This window comes from Aeromonas jandaei, from assembly GCF_037890695.1.
In the GTDB taxonomy this organism is placed as follows: domain Bacteria; phylum Pseudomonadota; class Gammaproteobacteria; order Enterobacterales; family Aeromonadaceae; genus Aeromonas; species Aeromonas jandaei.
The window spans coordinates 636797-653613 of sequence record NZ_CP149571.1 but is presented as its reverse complement, the minus strand read 5'-3'; the positions used below and the strand labels follow the sequence as shown (position 1 = coordinate 653613).

General features: G+C 62.9%; 13 protein-coding genes. 8 read left to right on the top strand and 5 right to left on the bottom strand.

Going from position 1 to position 16817, the window contains the following annotated elements:
- Window positions 1-119 precede the first annotated feature (119 nt).
- Window positions 120-764 (top strand): chromophore lyase CpcT/CpeT, encoded by a 645-nt coding sequence (locus tag WE862_RS03290; RefSeq protein ID WP_041209735.1) that lies wholly within the window; start codon window positions 120-122, stop codon window positions 762-764.
- Window positions 765-857: 93 nt separating this feature from the next.
- On the opposite strand, the gene rpmE is transcribed toward WE862_RS03290, so the two are convergent.
- Entirely contained in the window at window positions 858-1073 is a 216-nt protein-coding gene (gene rpmE / locus WE862_RS03285; protein ID WP_033115620.1) for a 50S ribosomal protein L31, read from the bottom strand.
- A gap of 148 nt (window positions 1074-1221) precedes the next feature.
- On the opposite strand from rpmE, the gene priA reads away from it, so the two are divergent.
- The gene (gene priA / locus WE862_RS03280; RefSeq protein ID WP_082035405.1) at window positions 1222-3429 is read left to right on the top strand and encodes a primosomal protein N'; all 2208 of its coding nucleotides are present in this window, start codon (window positions 1222-1224) and stop codon (window positions 3427-3429) included.
- 61 nt (window positions 3430-3490) lie between these two features.
- On the opposite strand, the gene WE862_RS03275 is transcribed toward priA, so the two are convergent.
- Window positions 3491-4597 carry a hypothetical protein gene (locus tag WE862_RS03275; protein ID WP_042029505.1) on the bottom strand — a complete coding sequence of 369 codons (1107 nt, stop codon included), beginning with the start codon at window positions 4595-4597 and terminating at the stop codon, window positions 3491-3493.
- 158 nt (window positions 4598-4755) lie between these two features.
- Here WE862_RS03275 and WE862_RS03270 point away from each other — a divergent pair, with 158 nt between their 5' ends.
- The 5 genes from WE862_RS03270 (at window position 4756) to dtd (ending at window position 10633) form a co-directional block, all read left to right on the top strand.
- Entirely contained in the window at window positions 4756-6189 is a 1434-nt protein-coding gene (locus WE862_RS03270) for a DUF2867 domain-containing protein (RefSeq protein WP_339058700.1), read from the top strand.
- 157 nt (window positions 6190-6346) lie between these two features.
- Window positions 6347-7573 (top strand): aromatic amino acid transporter, encoded by a 1227-nt coding sequence (locus WE862_RS03265; RefSeq protein ID WP_042029502.1) that lies wholly within the window; start codon window positions 6347-6349, stop codon window positions 7571-7573.
- A gap of 239 nt (window positions 7574-7812) precedes the next feature.
- Window positions 7813-9054, top strand: coding sequence for a malic enzyme-like NAD(P)-binding protein (locus WE862_RS03260; RefSeq protein WP_042029500.1), 1242 nt, complete (start codon window positions 7813-7815; stop codon window positions 9052-9054).
- Between the two features lie 176 nt (window positions 9055-9230).
- The gene (locus WE862_RS03255; protein ID WP_041209731.1) at window positions 9231-10103 is read left to right on the top strand and encodes a virulence factor BrkB family protein; all 873 of its coding nucleotides are present in this window, start codon (window positions 9231-9233) and stop codon (window positions 10101-10103) included.
- Between the two features lie 92 nt (window positions 10104-10195).
- Complete coding sequence (gene dtd, locus WE862_RS03250; protein ID WP_033138812.1) at window positions 10196-10633, top strand: D-aminoacyl-tRNA deacylase; 438 nt, start codon at window positions 10196-10198, stop codon at window positions 10631-10633.
- On the opposite strand, the gene WE862_RS03245 is transcribed toward dtd, so the two are convergent.
- Entirely contained in the window at window positions 10622-11302 is a 681-nt protein-coding gene (locus tag WE862_RS03245) for a spermidine synthase (protein WP_042029604.1), read from the bottom strand. The two genes, dtd and WE862_RS03245, sit on opposite strands and share 12 nt — an antisense overlap.
- A 170-nt stretch (window positions 11303-11472) precedes the next feature.
- Here WE862_RS03245 and WE862_RS03240 point away from each other — a divergent pair, with 170 nt between their 5' ends.
- Window positions 11473-12381, top strand: a complete 909-nt coding sequence (locus WE862_RS03240) for a bifunctional GNAT family N-acetyltransferase/hotdog fold thioesterase (RefSeq protein WP_042029499.1) — start codon at window positions 11473-11475, stop codon at window positions 12379-12381.
- A gap of 54 nt (window positions 12382-12435) precedes the next feature.
- Here the strand turns inward: WE862_RS03240 and WE862_RS03235 are convergent, their stop codons facing one another.
- Both WE862_RS03235 and recG read right to left on the bottom strand, forming a co-directional pair.
- A complete protein-coding gene (locus tag WE862_RS03235; RefSeq protein ID WP_042029497.1) occupies window positions 12436-14565 on the bottom strand; it encodes an AsmA family protein in 2130 nt (709 codons plus the stop codon).
- A 58-nt stretch (window positions 14566-14623) separates the two neighbouring features.
- Window positions 14624-16693 (bottom strand): ATP-dependent DNA helicase RecG, encoded by a 2070-nt coding sequence (gene recG / locus WE862_RS03230; protein WP_339058699.1) that lies wholly within the window; start codon window positions 16691-16693, stop codon window positions 14624-14626.
- Window positions 16694-16817: the final 124 nt, after the last annotated feature.

Here is a 16817-nt window from a genome sequence, read left to right as displayed (position 1 = left end):
TCGGGCGGGCATCCTTGCGAGGTTTTTTCACCAGAGTGGCAATGATTTGATCGTAATGGCTGTTATTGGGCGGCTTCGCTCATATAATCGCCGCCACTATGATGATTCGGAAGGATTCGATGACAAAGTTGCTGGTGGCCGTATTCGGGCTGTTTTGCTCCTGTCTGGTATCAGCAGGAGTATCATCCCGGGCCACTGTTTCCGGCATGGAGCCGCTGCTCAGCTGGTTCAGCGGTGATTTTTCGAGCCAGGAGCAGGCGCGATACGATGATCGCTTTACCAGCGCTGAACTGCGTCTGGTGGAGATCTGGCGTGGCTATCAGGGCTATCGCTGGGTCTATGCCGAGCAGTACCTGACCCTGCGGGCCGTTCGCCCCTTCCGCCAGCGGATCTACCGTTTCTCCCCCAGTCCTGATGGACGCATTCTGATGGCCGAGCTGACCATGCCGCGGGCCACCGACTTTGCCGGCGCCTGGCACAATCCGGAATTGCTCGATAGCCTCACTCCCCAGCAACTTTCTCTGCGCCGTGGCTGCGAGATCTGGTTGAGCCGCACGCCATCCGGTGAATATGCCGGCCATACCCGGGTTGGCCACTGCGCTACCGATTTCGGTGGCGCCAGCACGCTGGTGCAGCATGTCTGGATTGGTCCCAACAGCGTCAGATTGCTGGATCGGGCTTATGATCTGGCGGGCAAGGCGCGCTGGGGGAGTCCGGGGGAGGGATATGTCTATCTGCGCAGGGTGCGCGAGCGCGGGCACTGAGCCTGACGGACGGAAAACGTGAATGATTGTAAGACCACAGAAACAAAAAAGACGCCCTTAAGGCGTCTTTTTCAGAATTCGTCAGAAGTAGAATTACTTCTTGGAAGTCATCGCACCGAAACGCTTGTTGAACTTGTCTACGCGGCCGCCGCTAGAAACTTCTTTCTGCTTGCCGGTGTAGAACGGGTGGCACTCGGAGCACACGTCCAGGTTCAGATCTTTACCGATGGTAGAGAAAGTGTTGATGACGTTACCGCAAGAGCACTTGGCGGTGATGGCTACGTAGTCAGGATGGATACCAGCTTTCATGGACAACCTCAAAGTAATAGGCCGTGTCGCCATCCGATCTCTTGTCGGACACCACACGATTGTTGAACACAGTTTCAAAGGCTGCGAATAATATAGGAAATGCCTGAGATCAGGCAAGTGGCTTCGCAGAAAAAATAGGCAACCTCTGGTGAATTCTTCCCAAACGCTGGATCTGGTTCGTGTGGCTGTACCGGTGCCGCTACGCCGTCATTTCGACTATCTCTCCCCCCTGCCGTTACCTGCTCCCGGTTGTCGGGTCGAGATCCCTTTCGGCCCGCAAACCCTGGTCGGGTTGGTGGTGGATCACCCGGCCGAGAGCCAGGTGCCGCGCAACAAGCTCAAACCCATCAAGCGCGTCCTCGATGGGACGCCTGTGCTGGGGCCCGACATTCTGGCGCTGATGAACTGGAGCGCCAGCTACTACCAGCACCCGTTGGGAGAGGTGCTGCCGCACGCCCTGCCGGTGCTGGTGCGCAAGGGGGAGCCGGCCGCCTATCGCGAGCTGGAGTTCTGGTTTGCCACCGAGGCTGGTATGGCCATCGATCTCAACGAACTCAAGCGGGCGGCCAAGCAGCAGCAGGCGCTCGCCCTGCTGCGCAAGGGGCCGCAGACGCCATCAGCTCTCAAGCAGGAGGAGATCCAGAGCGCAGCCCTCACCGCGCTGGAGAAAAAGGGATTGCTGGAGAAGCGTTCGCTGGAGCCGAGCCACGATGGCGATTGGGCTGCCCGTTTTGAGCCGGGGGAGGGGCTGCGCCTCAACGGCGAGCAGGCGCTGGCCGTCTCTGCCGTTACCAGCCAGAGCGACAAGTTCGGTGCCTTCCTGCTGGATGGCATCACTGGCTCCGGCAAGACCGAAGTTTACCTGAGCATCCTCGAGCCGTTGCTCAAGGCGGGCAAGCAGGCGCTGGTGATGGTGCCGGAGATCGGCCTCACCCCGCAGACCATCAACCGCTTCCGACGCCGCTTCAACGTGCCAGTGGTGGCGATGAACTCCGCCATGAACGACCGGGAACGGCTCGATGCCTGGCTCGCCTGTCGCGACGGTGGCGCCGCCATTCTGATCGGCACCCGCTCCGCGGTGTTCACCCCGTTTCACAACCTCGGCATCATCATCATCGACGAGGAGCATGACGGCTCCTTCAAGCAGCAGGACGGTTTTCGCTACCACGCGCGGGATCTGGCGGTGATGCGGGCCCATCGTGCCGGCATTCCCATCCTGCTTGGCTCGGCCACCCCGTCGCTGGAGACATTGCACAACGCTCGCACTGGCAAGTATCACCATCTCACGCTCACTCGCCGTGCTGGCAATGCCCAGACCGCCCGTCAGGTGATCCTGGATATCAAGAACGTGCGGCTGCAGGCCGGGCTCTCCCCCCAGCTGGAGCAGTTGATGGCGGAGCATCTGGCGGCGGGCAACCAGGTGATGCTGTTTCTCAACCGCCGTGGCTATGCCCCGGCCCTGATCTGTCACCAGTGTGGCTGGAGCGCCGCCTGTGAGCGTTGCGACGCCTGGTACACCTGGCATCAGGCCGGGCGGCGGCTGCACTGCCACCACTGCGACAGCGTGCGCCCGCTGCCCCACCACTGCCCCGAGTGTGGCAGCAACGAGCTCATCGGCTCCGGGGTGGGCACCGAACAGCTGGAGCAGCTGCTTAGCACCGTTTTCCCGCAATATCCGGTGGTGCGCATCGATCGGGACAACACCCGTCGCAAGGGGGAGCTGGAGACCCACCTCGGCGACATCAAGGCGGGCAAGTACAAGATCCTGATCGGCACCCAGATGCTGGCCAAGGGCCACCACTTCCCGGATGTGACCTTGGTAGGGCTGCTGGATGTGGATGGCGCCCTGTTCAGCGCCGATTTTCGCGCCGCCGAGAAGCTGGCCCAGCTCTACACCCAGGTGGCGGGCCGTGCCGGTCGTGCCAGCAAACCCGGGCTGGTAGTGCTGCAGAGCCACCATCCCGAGCACGCCCTGCTGCAGGATCTGACCCAGAACGGCTATGGCCACTTCGCCGATACGGCGCTGAAAGAGCGCCGCCTGCTGGGGCTGCCGCCTTTCAGCTATCAGGGACTGTTTCGGGCCGAGGCCAACGGCCGTGACGAGGTGCAGCTGTTTCTCAGCCGCCTCGCCGATACCCTGCGCAGCGCCCGCTATCCCAATGTTCAGGTGCTCGGGCCCATCAGCGGCTTTATGGAGCGCAAGGCGGGCAAGTTCCGCATGCAGTTACTGGTGCAGGGGTCGAACCGGACGCCACTGGCCCAGCTGCTCGATTGGGCGGTGAAGGAGCTGGAGGGATGGCCCGAGACCAAGCGGGTACGCTGGAGCCTCGACATCGACCCCACCGAGCTGAACTGAGTCAGGTTCTGGTCGCTGGCGGGCTTCGTCAGCGACCGGGTTTGCCATGCGGGTGCCGGTTTCAGACCCGCAGGTCGACCTGCTGCACCCAGCCGCCCTTGCCCTGTTGGGTCACATAGAGGCCGGACTGGCGCAATACCCCCTGATTGCCGCTTTCCCCCAGATGGTTGAAGGGGGTGTCGAGGGGATGCAGCAGGATGGCGCCGATCCCCAGCTCCACCAGAGCGATGGGGGATTGCTCCGGCTGCCAGAACTGCAGCGCCGAGAACTGGCTGTCCCGCTCGTCCAGCACCCCGTTGCCATCCTCATCCAGGGTCGCCAGCTCGCCGAAGCCATTGCCGGAGCGGGCCCCGAACAGCTCGCCGCCGTCATCTATGGTGCCGTTGCCGTTGCGATCCAGCGCCACGAAGCCGCTCCCTTCGCGCAGGCCCGGCAGGCTGTCCTCTTTGCCATCCTGATCGATGTCGAACTTGACCCGGGCGTCGGTCAGGCCGGCGATTTTTCCATTCAGACTGAGCACCAGCGGATCCTTGAGGGCATTGAGGGTAGTGCGGCGCTTGCTGATATCGAGCTGGCGCCAGTCCAGCACAAAACCCAGATCAAGTTGCAGGCTCTGGCCATCCTGAGTCTCTATGCTGGCCGAGGCGACTACGTTGAGCTGCTCCTTTTGCAGCAGGCTGTCGGTTACTTCCACCAGTTGATCCGGCTCGGCGGCGGGTTGACTGCTGTCGCCCGTCGGGGAGCTCGCCCCCTCCGCGCTCTGTTCGGTCGGTTTGATCGGATCCGGCAGCTCGATTTCGTGGCCCAGCATCGCCTCGATCATCAGCTTGATAAGCCGCTGGTGGTTGTCGAGCCCGTCGTTGGGAACGCCGTTCTCCTCCTGATTTTTGCTCCCCTCCGCTTTGGCTGGTGCGGCGGCCGTCTGCGGGGGAGTCTGGGTATTGCTCCGGCTGCTGGCTTGCAGCGTCAGGGCACTGGCTTGCATCAGGGTGGTTCGCTGCTCGCCGGATGGCGGTGTGGTGGCCGTTCCGCTCACGCCATTGGCCTGCGGCGCGACTGGCCCCAGTCTGCGCACCTTGCGGGCCTGCGCCTGTTGCTGCCGGTATTGCACCTCCCCCTGGAGGTCGTAGTGATCGATGCGCATATCTTCGCCCTCGGCGCTATACATCTGGTCAGTTATCGACCAGAAAATGAACTGGGATTAACACCAAATCGGACTAACAGGCAGAATTGTTAGTTCCATGTTGCAAAGTGATGGTGAGGCTGGATGATGGGCATTCAGGTTGCCAGCCCGGTAGCCGGGACGACAAGGGAATGGGAGAGAGGATGAGAAACTGTCTGGTGATGGGGGCGGCGGGCTATATAGGCTCCTATCTGGTGCCTCACCTGCAAACGCTGGGCTACAGGGTGATTGCCGGGGCGCGCCGTCCCTGCCGTCTGCCGGAGGGGGTGGAGTTTCGCCTCGCCGACAGCCTCAAGCCGATCACCCTGCTGCCTGCGCTGGCGGGTATAGATACCGTCTTCTATCTGGTGCATGCCATGGGAGCGGGAGCCGATTTTCACCGGCTGGAGCAGCAGGGGGTGAAGAACTTTGCTGCCGCCGCCCGCGCCGCCGGGGTGCGCCGCATCATCTATCTTGGGGCAATCCAGCCGGAGCAGTGCAACAGTCGCCATCTCAACTCCCGCCGCCACTGTGGCGAGCTGTTTCGCGAATCCGGTGTGCCGACGGTGGAGCTGCGTGCCGGTATCATTGTCGGCCCCGGCTCGGCGGCGTTCGAGGTGATGCGGGATCTGGTGTTCAACCTGCCGCTGATGGTGACGCCCAAATGGGTGCGCTCGCGCACGCCGCCCATTGCGCTGTCCAACCTGCTGCACTATCTGGGTGGGCTGGTGGAAGACGACGAGGTGGATGGCCGCATCTTCAATGCGGTCGGCCCAGAACTGCTCAGCTATCAACAGCAGTTGCAGAAGTTCGCCGCCCATATCGGCAAGCGTTGCCCTATCATTCCCATCCCGTTTCTGAGTCCGCGTCTCTCCGCCTGGTGGCTGCAGTTTGTCACCTCGGTGCCGCAGCCGGTGGCCAAGGCGCTGGTGGGCGGTCTCAAGCACGATATTCCGGCCGATGACGGCACGCTGCGTGCCCTGCTGCCACAGACCCTGCTCAGCTTCGACGAGGCACTGGCCGAGAGTCTGGCGCTGGAGCAGAAGCTGGGGGCCGAGCAACAGGGTCAGGAGACGCCGCTCGGCCTGCGCTGGCGCCATCCCGAATATGGCTTCTATGACCGTACCGCCAGCGGCGATGCCATCTGTCTCGCCTCCCCCGAGGTGGTGTGGCAGGTGTTGCAACAGTTGGGGGGCGAGAAGCGCTACTTCTACATGAACCAGCTGTGGGTGGTGCGCGAATGGATGGATCACCTGATCGGCGGTTCGGCTCGTACCCGTGGCCGCAGCAATCCCGATCGCTTCGTGAAGGGTGACATGCTCGACTCCTGGCAGATCCTCGGGGTGGATGAGGGGCGCAGGCTCGATCTGCTGTTCAACATGAAGGCCCCGGGCGTCGGCCGGCTGGAGTTCAACATCCTGCCGGAGGAGTCCGGGTTGACCCGCATCCGGGTCACCGCTCACTGGCATCCGCAGGGCGCCTGGGGGCTGGCTTACTGGCTCGCCATGCTGCCGTTTCATCTCTTCATCTTTCAGGGGATGACCGAGGCCATCGCCAGAGAGGCGGAGGCAAAAGCCGGTATCCCCGTAATGGACTGAACCTCTTGGCTTCGCGCTGATGGCGCTGGCTGTGGCCAGTCAGATGCCGTCAGCCCTCCCTTTGGCCCATATTGAGGTGCTTCCCCGGGCAAAGGCTGGCATCATGCCGCGGTCTTGTTTACCGCGGATAGATAACCAGTCAGAAAAAGAAGGGATTATGAAGAAAAAACCATCAATTTTGGGGGGCGCCTGCATTATCGCCAGCGTCTGCGTGGGGGCTGGCATGCTCGGTCTGCCGAGTTCGGGGGCGGGGGCCTGGACCCTCTGGTCGGTGTTGGCACTGACCGTCACCATGGTGATGATGACCCTCTCCGGCTGGATGCTGCTGGAAGCCTTCCAGCACCACGACATGCGCGTCTCCTTCAATACCGTGACCCGCGAACTGCTGGGGGAGCGGCTCAACTTCTTCAACAATCTCTCGGTCTACTTTGTCGGCGGCATTCTGCTCTACGCCTACATCACCTCCTCGGGCGCCATTCTGCAGGGGATTCTGGGGATCGACAGCAAGCTCGCTTCCGTGCTGTTCGTGGCGCTGTTTTCGCTGGTGGTCTGGCACTCGACCCGCGCCGTTGACCGCATCTCTGTGGTGCTGATCGCCTTCATGATCATCAGCTTCGCCCTCGGCGTGACCGGTCTGCTCGGCCATATCAAGCTGCCGACCCTGCTCGATCTGGCTGGTGGCGAGAGTCACTACGCCCCCTATGCCATGGCGATGTTGCCGGTGGCACTCACCTCGTTTGGCTATCACCACTCGGTCGCCTCCCTGCGCGCCTACTACCAGAACGAGCGGCAGGCAAAGTGGGCCATTCTGGGGGGAACCCTGATCGCGCTGGCGCTCTATGTGCTCTGGCTGCTGGGGATCTTCGGCAACCTGCCCCGTCAGGAGTTTGCCCCCGTGATTGCCGAGGGTGGCGATGTGAACGTGCTGCTGAAGGCGCTCTCCGGCGTCATCGAGTCGGAGCGGGTAGCCAGTGCCATCAACGGCTTCTCCATGGCGGCCATTCTCTCCTCCTTTATCGGGGTGGGGCTCGGGGTGTTCGACTATCTGGCGGATCTGTTCAAGTTCGACAACAGCCGTGCCGGTCGCTGCAAGAGCTGGGCTGTTACCTTCCTGCCACCGCTGCTGCTCTCGCTGCTTTTCCCGTTCGGCTTCCTGCTGGCCATCGGTTATGCCGGCGCAGTGGCCACAGTGTGGACCTGTCTTATTCCGGCGCTGCTGGTGCTGAAGTTCCGCGCCCGGGCTGCCAGTGGCAGCGCAGCCCCCCATTTCGTCACCCCGGGTGGCAAGCTGGTGGCCTGGCTGCTGATCCTGTTCGGATTGGCGACCGCACTGTTCCACTTCCTCGCGATGGCGAACCTGCTGCCGGTCTACTCGGGTCAGTAATCGGCACGCAAGGTCAAATGATGGCGGCAGGGCAACTTGCCGCCATTTTTTCACCTGCAATGCAGGATCTATAACTAAAGTGGTATCTGTGGCTGGGGGATGGTGCTAAACAAACTGGTCTGATCTGGCTAATGGCAGCATGATCTGCTGGGCATGCCCACCGCTTTCTTTTATGATCCCCGCCCTTCTGCGTGCCTCCTGCCGGCACCTCATTTGCACCAACCACATCGGGGTCCCCCATGTCCGATCTGCGTCAAGAAGCACTCGATTACCACGCCCAGCCCGTACCGGGCAAAATTGCCATCGCCCTGACCAAGCCTGCCGAAACCGCCCGCGATCTGGCGCTGGCCTACAGCCCGGGTGTTGCCGAGCCGGTGCGCGAGATCGCCGCCAACCCGGCCGATGCCTACCGCTATACCGGCAAGGGCAATCTGGTGGCCGTCATCTCCAACGGCACCGCCATTCTGGGGCTGGGCAATCTGGGGCCGCTGGCCTCCAAGCCGGTGATGGAGGGCAAGGCCCTGCTGTTCAAGCGCTTCGCCGGCATCGATGCTATCGACATCGAGGTGAAGCACGAGACCAGCCAGCAGTTCATCGACACGGTGGCGGCTATCGCCGATACCTTCGGTGGCATCAATCTGGAAGATATCAAGGCACCTGAGTGCTTCGAGATCGAGCAGGCGCTGATCGAGCGCTGCGATATTCCGGTGTTCCATGATGACCAGCACGGTACCGCCATCGTCACCGCCGCCGGCCTGCTCAATGCGCTGGAGATCCAGGGCAAGCTCATCAGCGACAGCCGCATCGTCTGCATGGGAGCGGGAGCTGCCGCCACCGCCTGCATGGACCTGCTGATCAAGTGTGGCGCCAGGGCGCACAACATCTTCATGCTGGATCGTCAGGGTGTCATCCACACCGGCCGCACCGATCTCAACAAGTACAAGCAGCGCTTCGCCAACGAGACCCCGCTGCGCACCCTGATGGATGTCATCGAAGGGGCGGATGTGTTTGTCGGTGTTTCCGGCCCCGATGTGCTGCCCGCCGAAGCGGTCGCCCTGATGGCGTCCAATCCGGTGATCTTCGCCTGCTCCAACCCGGATCCGGAGATCAAGCCGGCGCTGGCCCACGGGGTGCGCTGCGACCTCATCATGGGCACCGGTCGCTCCGACTACCCGAACCAGATCAACAACGTGCTCTGCTTCCCCTTCATCTTCCGCGGTGCCCTCGACGCCCGTGCCAGCCGCATCAACGATGCCATGAAGATTGCCGCGGTCGAGGCGATCCGTGCGCTGGCCAAGGAGCCGGTGCCGGCCGAGGTGCTGACCGCCGCCGGGGTGAGCGAGCTCGCCTTCGGCAAGGATTACGTCATTCCCAAGCCGATGGATGCCCGTCTGCTGCCGCGCGTCGCCCGCGCCGTGGCGCTGGCGGCGGTGGCCTCCGGCGTCGCCCGCATCGAGCTACCTGCGGACTACATGCTGTAATCCGGCGTTGCAAACGGCCCCATAGCGGGGCCGTTTTTATCTCTGCTTCTGGCGACAGCCAGAGACGCCAGCCGGGTGACAGGTTGGGGGATATGGGGGCAAATCGGGTTCAAAGGTGGTCAAACAGCGCTCTCCTCTGACACAATATTGCCACTATGACGCTAACGAGAATCAAGATGCAGCAGCCTGTAAGCGGCCGTTTGGCCCACGCCCTCTCCTTCTTGCGCCATGATGGTCGCCACTTTGCCCAGTTTGTCTGGGGCCGTTTCCAGCAGGACAGATTGACGGTTACCGCCGGCTATCTGGCCTATGTCACCCTGCTTTCACTGGTGCCGATGATCGCCGTGGTCTTTGGCATGATGTCCGCCTTCCCTGTGTTCCAGAGCCTCAAACAGGCGATGGAGCAGTTCGTCTACCACAACTTCGTACCGACGGCGGGAGAGGTGCTCAAGGAGTACATCGACGGCTTCGTCGCCAATGCCACCAACACCACGGCGGTGGGGATCGGGGCGCTGGTGGTGGTGGCGCTGATGCTGATCTCCGCCATCGACAAGAACCTCAACTACATCTGGCGTTCGACTCAGGGCCGCCCGCTGGCGCAGGCGTTTGCCATGTACTGGATGATCCTCACCCTGGGGCCCGTGCTTATCGGTGCCAGCATCGCCATCTCCTCCTACATCTTCTCGCTGCGGCTGTTTGGCGCCGAGAGCCTGTTCGGCATCGGCTATCTACTGCTGCGCGGCTTGCCGTTCCTCTTCTCGGTGCTCACCTTCCTGCTGGTCTATACCGTGGTACCGAACTGCAAGGTGCGGCTGGCACACGCCTTTATCGGCGCGCTGGTGGCGGCGACCCTGTTCGAGCTGGCCAAGCGCGGCTTTGCCATCTACATCACCAGCTTCCCCTCCTATCAGGCCATCTACGGTGCGCTGGCCACCATCCCGATCCTGTTTGTCTGGGTCTATTTGAGTTGGCTGGTGGTGCTGCTCGGCGCGGAGACTACCGCCTGCCTCGGCGAGTACGAGAAGCCGGCGAGCGAGGAGCTTGGCTAAGCCATCGCCTTGGCCACCGGTTTATTGGTAGCATCGACGACCGCCCCTGCAATCGAGCCGGGGCGGTCGTTCTGTTTTCAGAGGAGAGGGATGTGATTGCACTGATTCAGCGGGTCAGCGAGGCCAGCGTGACCGTCGAGGGGGAGGTGACCGGCGCCATCGGTCAGGGACTGCTGGTACTGCTCGGGGTGGAGCAGGGGGATGATGAGGCCAAGGCTGACAAGCTGCTGCACAAGGTGAGCGGATATCGTGTCTTCAGTGACGAGAACGGCAAGATGAACCTCAATGTCAGCCAGATCGGTGGCAGCCTGCTGGTGGTCTCCCAGTTTACCCTGGCGGCCGATACCAAGAGCGGGATGCGCCCGAGCTTCTCCTGCGGCGCCCACCCGAGCGAGGCCGAACGCCTCTATGACTACTTCGTGGCGAAGGCTGCTGCCAGCGGCATCCCGACCGCAACCGGGCGTTTTGCCGCCGACATGAAGGTGGCGCTGGTCAACGACGGCCCGGTTACCTTCTGGCTACAGGTCTGAGGATGCCTGATCCCGCGGTATGACGTGGACGATCACGTTGATGAGCCCAGCGACTGGGTAGGGGGTGGCTGGGCCAATCCACTGTTCTATCAGCGTCAGGGCGTGGGTTAGCTCCAGTTCGGTGCGCGGCAACAGGTTGATGACCAGAGTGCCGCAGAGGCGGGGAGCCAGCGCCCGGTAGAGCCGCTCCTGAAACAGCAGCAGCGGGTTGCCATCCTGACTGAAGAGATCGAGCAGGATGAGATCGTACTGCTGTTCGCTCTGCTCCAGAAAGGCGAGGGCATCGGCCTGATGGAGTGCCGGCGCGGCGCGTTCATCGCTCTCCTGATGCTGGAAAAACTGCTGATAAACGGTCAGCACCTCTTCGTCGAGATCGACGCACTCGTGGCGGGCATCGGGCCAGCGCTGACTCAGATGGCGGGTGAGATCACCACCACCCAACCCCAGTTCGAGGATCTGCCCGGCCTGTTCCGGCAGCAGGCAGGCGATGACCCGCTGATGGGGCAGACAGAGGGCTGCGGGGTCGGCGAGCGACATGGCGGATTGCACCACGCCGTCTATCTCCAGCCAGCGATGCTGGTCATTCTCCTGCACGGTGAGGCGGCGCTGGGGTTTGACGCTGAGGTGCAACAAGTGATCGGCTTGGTACGCTTGCAGATTGAAGTCCATGAATTTGCACGGCAAGATGGTTTCCGACCAGTGTAACTCAAGGATCGATCTATGTACCGGGTGGTCACCCCCCAAACGGCAGCCGAGCCGGGTACTTACTGCAAGCTGCGCTGGAAACGTCTGCGTAAGCCCTTCCATCTGCCAGTCGGCGCAAACTCAAGGATGAAACTATGTATCGGGTAGTCACCCCTCAGACAGCCGCCGAGCTGGATGCCTATTACCAGTTGCGCTGGGAACTTCTGCGTAAGCCCTTCAATCTGCCCGTCGGTTCCGAGCGGGACGAATACGACACGGTTGCCATTCACCGGCTGATGCTGGCACCCGATGGCACCCCCATCGCAGTGGGGCGCCTCTTTATCGGCGGCGACGAGGCGCAGATCCGCTTTATGGCGCTGCGTCCCGAATATCGCGGCCAGGGGCTGGGCGCCAAAATGGTGGAGGATCTCGAGCAGCTGGCCCGCAGCGAGAAGGTGAAACGGCTGGTGATGAACGCCCGTCAGGAGGCGGTGGAGTTCTATCGCAAGTGCGGTTTTCTCGAAGTGGGGGGCGGCCCCGTCTCCTTTGGCCGCATTCCCCATCGTCAGATGATCAAATCCCTGAGCCCGTTGCAGACCATCCAGTATCGGCCGGAGTGGTGTCAGGATCTCACCACCCGCTGGTCGCGCGGGGTGCCCATCAGCGAGAAGATGGGGATGCACATCAGCCACTACGACGGCCAGACCTTCCACCTCAAGGCCAATCTGGCGGCCAACCTCAACGTGCACGGCAGCATGTTTGCCGGCAGTGTCTACAGTCAGTGCGTGCTGGCGGGCTGGGGGCTGATCTGGTTGCAACTTAAAGAGGAGGGGCTGGTGGGCGAACCTGTGCTGGCCGAGAGCACCATCAAATATCATGGCCCGGTCGATGAGGAGCCGGAGGCGCGGGTGGCCCGCGAGGGTATGCCCGCTGTACTGCAGCCGCTAAAACGGGGCGAGCCTGCCACCTTCAGCCTCAATATCCAGTTGTTCAGCGGCGGCAAGCTGGCGGCGGAGTTCTGCGGTCACTACGTGGTGCAGCCGCCCCGCCGTCCGGGCCAGTAACCACGTCGTTTCCCCATCAAACAACAAGGCCTCATTATGAGGCCTTGTCTGTTTTTACCCTTGCTGACTGTTGGTCGCCTGCTCGGTTTGGGTTTGGGTTTGGGTTTGGGTTTGGGTTTGGGCTTGGGCTTGGGCTTGGGCTTTTGGCGCCGGAGCCGGTCGCCAGAGTGGCGCACTGTTGCCCTGCGGCGGGTAGCGCACCCCGGTCTCCCAGCCGCAGCCATCCGGCTTCTGTTTGAAGTCCCAGCTCAGAGTGGGCGCGGTGAGCGGGCCGCGCCACTGGCCGATCAGCTCGGCGCAGCGGTTGCCGTTGAGCACTCCCAGATCGAGTTGCCACTGCTCCTTGACCAGATCGAGGCCGCCCTGCGCACCCAGCAGGTGAGTTATGGTGGAGGCGCCAGCCTGTTCGAGCTGTAGCTGCCCCTTGTCGATCTTGCCCTGCAGCCTGACGCGGTAGAAGGGGGTATCGCCACCCTGCATCGCCTGCCACAGCTGATCCGGATTGAGCGCCGGTGCTGTTGCCTGCTTGAACCACTGATCCAGCAGCGGGTCTATCTTCACCTTGTCCCAGAAGGGTTCGTTGGCGTCGAGGGCGAAACTGCCCTGCAGGGTGCTGCGCCACTCACCCGGTGCGCTGCCGTGCTCCGCCTGCAGGTCGGCACTCAGATCTGCCTTGCCGGAGAAGGAGACGGGAGAGCCGAACATCTTGCCCCACTGCTCCAGATCGAGCTTGGTCGCCTTCAACTGCAGGGTGCTGCTCTGGCCCGGTTCGCGTGCCCACTGGCCGCTCATGCTGAGGCTGCCCTCATCCGGCAGCGAGCTGGTGAGCTTGCCCAACTGCCAGGAGCTGGGGGTCAGCTCGCCATCCAGTTCGCCGTTGCGGGCGCTGAGGCCATCCCACACCAGCTCGAACCACTTGCTCTCGATACGGGCACGGCCCAGCAGCGGGCCGGGCTGATTGCCACGCAGGGCGAGATCGCTCAGGTAGAGCTGCCAGCCGGTCAGCGACAGAGGGATTGAATCGTCGAAGGAGAGCACCTTGAGCTTGTCGAACGCCAGCTTGCGGATATCCACCTGCTGCGGGCGCCAGCCCTGCCAATCCTGCCACCAACCCTGCGGCAGGCTGATATCCATGCCGCTCAGCGCCACGTCTTTCAGGGTCAGCTTCTGCTGCTGGGTATCGAGGGAGAGCTCGACATTGAACTCCCCTTCATAGGCTTTGCCCTGCAGTTCTCCGTCGAGCTGCTGGGGAGAGAAGGCGAGCTTGCCCTTGATCCCCTCCAGCTGGAACAGGCCGCGCCCCATGTCGCCCAGCGTGCCCGCCAGATAGCCGCTGGGCTGGCTGCCAGCCTGCCAGTTGAAGGCGGTGAGCTGGCCACTGAAGTTGTTGAAGGAGAGCTCCTGCTCGATGGAGTTGATGCTCACCTGGTCGAACTGGCCGCGATCCAGCGACACCTGCCGCAGCGGGAATTGGTGCTGTGCCAGATCCCCCAGCTCGACCCGCATGCCGCGCGCCTTGAGATCGTGCAGTTCTAGGGTTCGTGCCGGCCAGTCGAGCACCATGCCGCTCTCCAGCAGGCCGTCAAACAGGTTGGTCACCAGCTTGTCGCTGCGCAGTACCTCTCCCTCCAGCCGCCCTTTCAGGCTGAGACGGGCGAAGGTGAACTGTGGTGTCTCCAGCTGGCCGATGTTGAGGGTCAGGTTGGCCTGTGGCTGGCGTTTCGGATCGATCAGATCCCAGTCGCTCAGGGTGGCGTTGAGGCCGCGCAGGGTCAGCCCGTCGCTCTCAAGGCTCAGCCTGTCTATGGTGCTGTCACCGATGGAGAGGGAGTGCACCGGCAGGCTGGGCAGCTGGTTGGGCAGCGGCAGCTTGATGGCGGGGCGAATGAGGTCGAGATGGGCGATCCGCACATCGCGGTTCAGCCAGTCGATGCTCTCGATCTCCAGATAGATCTTGTCGAGGGAGACTGCATCGCCGTAGCGCACCTGCTCCGCCAGCAGGGTGTAGGGGTGGAGCGGGTTGAATACCAGTCGCCCTATGGTGACCGGCACGCCGGTCTGCTGGCTGATCCAGCTGGCGATGGGGCCTTTGGCGCGCTCGGCGTCGAACAGGCCGAGGGCAACCCAGACAAAGAGCAGCAGGAAGGCAAAGGTGTAGAGCAGGCCGCGTAGCCAGGAATTCATAAGTGCTTTCCTCCTGTATTGGTTGAGCGATCAGGTGTTGGCAGCGTGATTCCGCAGGTCAGGCATTGGAATAGTGATCCCGTAAGCCAAGCCAGCGCCGTATCAAGGGTTCGACATGACTCGGATGCCTATCCATGAGGAAGCGCGCCATCTTCTGTACCTGCGGAATAAGCGGTTGATCCCGCACCAGATCGGCGATCTTGAGATCGGCCAGACCGGTCTGGCGGGTGCCGAGCAGTTCCCCCGGGCCGCGCAGCTCCAGATCCCGCTGGGCGATGAGGAAGCCATCGTTGGTCTCACGCAGCACCCCGAGCCGGCTCTGGGCCGTTTTGGACAAGGGGGCATGATAGAGCAGCACGCAGTGCGAGGCTACCGCTCCGCGTCCGACCCGGCCGCGCAGCTGGTGCAGTTGGGCCAGCCCGAGCCGTTCCGGGTTCTCGATGATCATCAGGCTGGCGTTGGGCACATCCACCCCCACCTCGATGACGGTGGTGGCGACCAGCAGTTGCAGTATGCCTGCCTTGAACTCCTCCATCACCCGCTGTTTCTCGACCGGACGCATCCGGCCGTGCACCAGCCCAATGTGCAGGCCGGGCAGCAGGTTCTGCAGCTCGGCGGCGGTATCCTCGGCGGCCTGACACTCCAGCACCTCCGACTCCTCGATCAGGGTGCAGACCCAGTAGGCCTGCTTGCCCTCGGTGCAGGCGAGCTTGACCCGTTCGATCACATCGCCACGACGACTGTCGGGCAGCGCGACCGTGGTGATGGGGGTTCGGCCCGGCGGCAGTTCGTCGATGACCGAGGTGTCGAGGTCGGCATAGGCGGTCATCGCCAGGGTGCGGGGGATAGGGGTGGCGGTCATGATGAGCTGATGGGGATGGACGCCCTCACGCTCCCCTTTCTCGCGCAGGGCGAGGCGCTGATGTACCCCGAATCTGTGCTGTTCATCGATGATGACCAGCGCCAGACGCTGGAACACCACCTGCTCCTGAAAGATGGCGTGGGTGCCCACCACCATCTTGACGCTGCCATCGGCGATGGCGGCCAGCGCCTCCTCCCGCGCCTTGCCTTTCTGCTTGCCCGCCAGCCAGCCGACTCCGATGCCGAGCGGCTCCAACCACTTGGCGAAGTTGATGGCGTGCTGTTCCGCCAGCAGCTCGGTCGGCGCCATCAAGCCCACCTGACAGCCGTTGCCGATGGCCTGCAGGGCGGCCAGCGCGGCGACCAGGGTCTTGCCGGAGCCTACGTCACCCTGCACCAGCCGCATCATGGGGTGGCTCTGTTGCAGATCCTTGCTTATCTCGGCCACCACCCGGCTCTGGGCGCCGGTGGGCTTGAACGGCAGGGCGCCGAGCAGCTGTTCGACCAGCGCGGGCGCCGGTTTGAGGGCGCGGGCCAGCTGGGTTTGTGCCTGAGCGCGCACCTTGAGTACCGAGAGGTTGTGAGCCAGCAGCTCCTCCAGCACCAGCCGCTGCTGGGCCGGATGTTGGCCGCTCTCGAGCAGCGGCAGAGCCACCGAGGGGGGCGGACGGTGCAGCAATTTCAGGGCGGCGGCCAGCTCAATCTGGTGGGGATAGAGGCCGGCGGGCAGCAGCTCCTCGACGCCATAGAGGTCGAGCTGGGCCAGCGCCTGATTGGTGAGGTTGCGCAGGGTGAGCTGGCGCAGTCCTTCGGTAGTCGGGTAGACGGGGGTGAGTGCCTCTTCGGTCTGGCCGGCTTGCTCCTCGCCGAGCAGCTTGTACTCGGGGTGGGCCATCTCCAGCCCGTATTTGCCGGGGCGCACCTCGCCAAAGCAGCGCATCAGGCGGCCTGTCGCCAGACTGTTCTTCTGGGCGGCGGTGAAGTTGAAGAAGCGCAGGGTGAGAGTGCCGGTGCCATCGCTGATACGGCAGACCAGCATGCGACGGCGCCCCATCACCAGCTGAGTGTCCTGGATCTCCCCCTCGACGGCGCCGTGCAGCCCGGGCGGCAGATCGCCGATGGGCCACACCTGGGTGCGGTCCTCGTAGCGCAGGGGGAGGTGGAACAGCAGGCCCTGTACCGTGGCCAGTCCCAGCCGCTCGAGCTTCTCCTGCATCTTGCTGCCGACACCCTTGAGGCTGTCGAGAGGAATTTTATCCAATTTCATCAATTAGATGCCCGAAAACACTGTAAATATGTCCAGATGATAGGGGTTGTTGAGGGGCCGATGCAAGCCGAGTTGCTGCTGGCAGGGCTGCCAACGCGGGGGAGATGGCGGATATAACAAAGGC

Coding starts and splice junctions, on each gene's coding strand:
- WE862_RS03290 (WP_041209735.1), top strand. CDS start 120: ATGACAAAGTTGCTGGTGGCCGTATTCGGGCTGTTTTGCTCCTGTCTG.
- rpmE (WP_033115620.1), bottom strand. CDS start 1,073: ATGAAAGCTGGTATCCATCCTGACTACGTAGCCATCACCGCCAAGTGC.
- WE862_RS03275 (WP_042029505.1), bottom strand. CDS start 4,597: ATGTATAGCGCCGAGGGCGAAGATATGCGCATCGATCACTACGACCTC.
- WE862_RS03270 (WP_339058700.1), top strand. CDS start 4,756: ATGAGAAACTGTCTGGTGATGGGGGCGGCGGGCTATATAGGCTCCTAT.
- WE862_RS03265 (WP_042029502.1), top strand. CDS start 6,347: ATGAAGAAAAAACCATCAATTTTGGGGGGCGCCTGCATTATCGCCAGC.
- WE862_RS03260 (WP_042029500.1), top strand. CDS start 7,813: ATGTCCGATCTGCGTCAAGAAGCACTCGATTACCACGCCCAGCCCGTA.
- WE862_RS03255 (WP_041209731.1), top strand. CDS start 9,231: ATGCAGCAGCCTGTAAGCGGCCGTTTGGCCCACGCCCTCTCCTTCTTG.
- WE862_RS03245 (WP_042029604.1), bottom strand. CDS start 11,302: ATGGACTTCAATCTGCAAGCGTACCAAGCCGATCACTTGTTGCACCTC.
- WE862_RS03240 (WP_042029499.1), top strand. CDS start 11,473: ATGTATCGGGTAGTCACCCCTCAGACAGCCGCCGAGCTGGATGCCTAT.
- WE862_RS03235 (WP_042029497.1), bottom strand. CDS start 14,565: ATGAATTCCTGGCTACGCGGCCTGCTCTACACCTTTGCCTTCCTGCTG.
- recG (WP_339058699.1), bottom strand. CDS start 16,693: ATGAAATTGGATAAAATTCCTCTCGACAGCCTCAAGGGTGTCGGCAGC.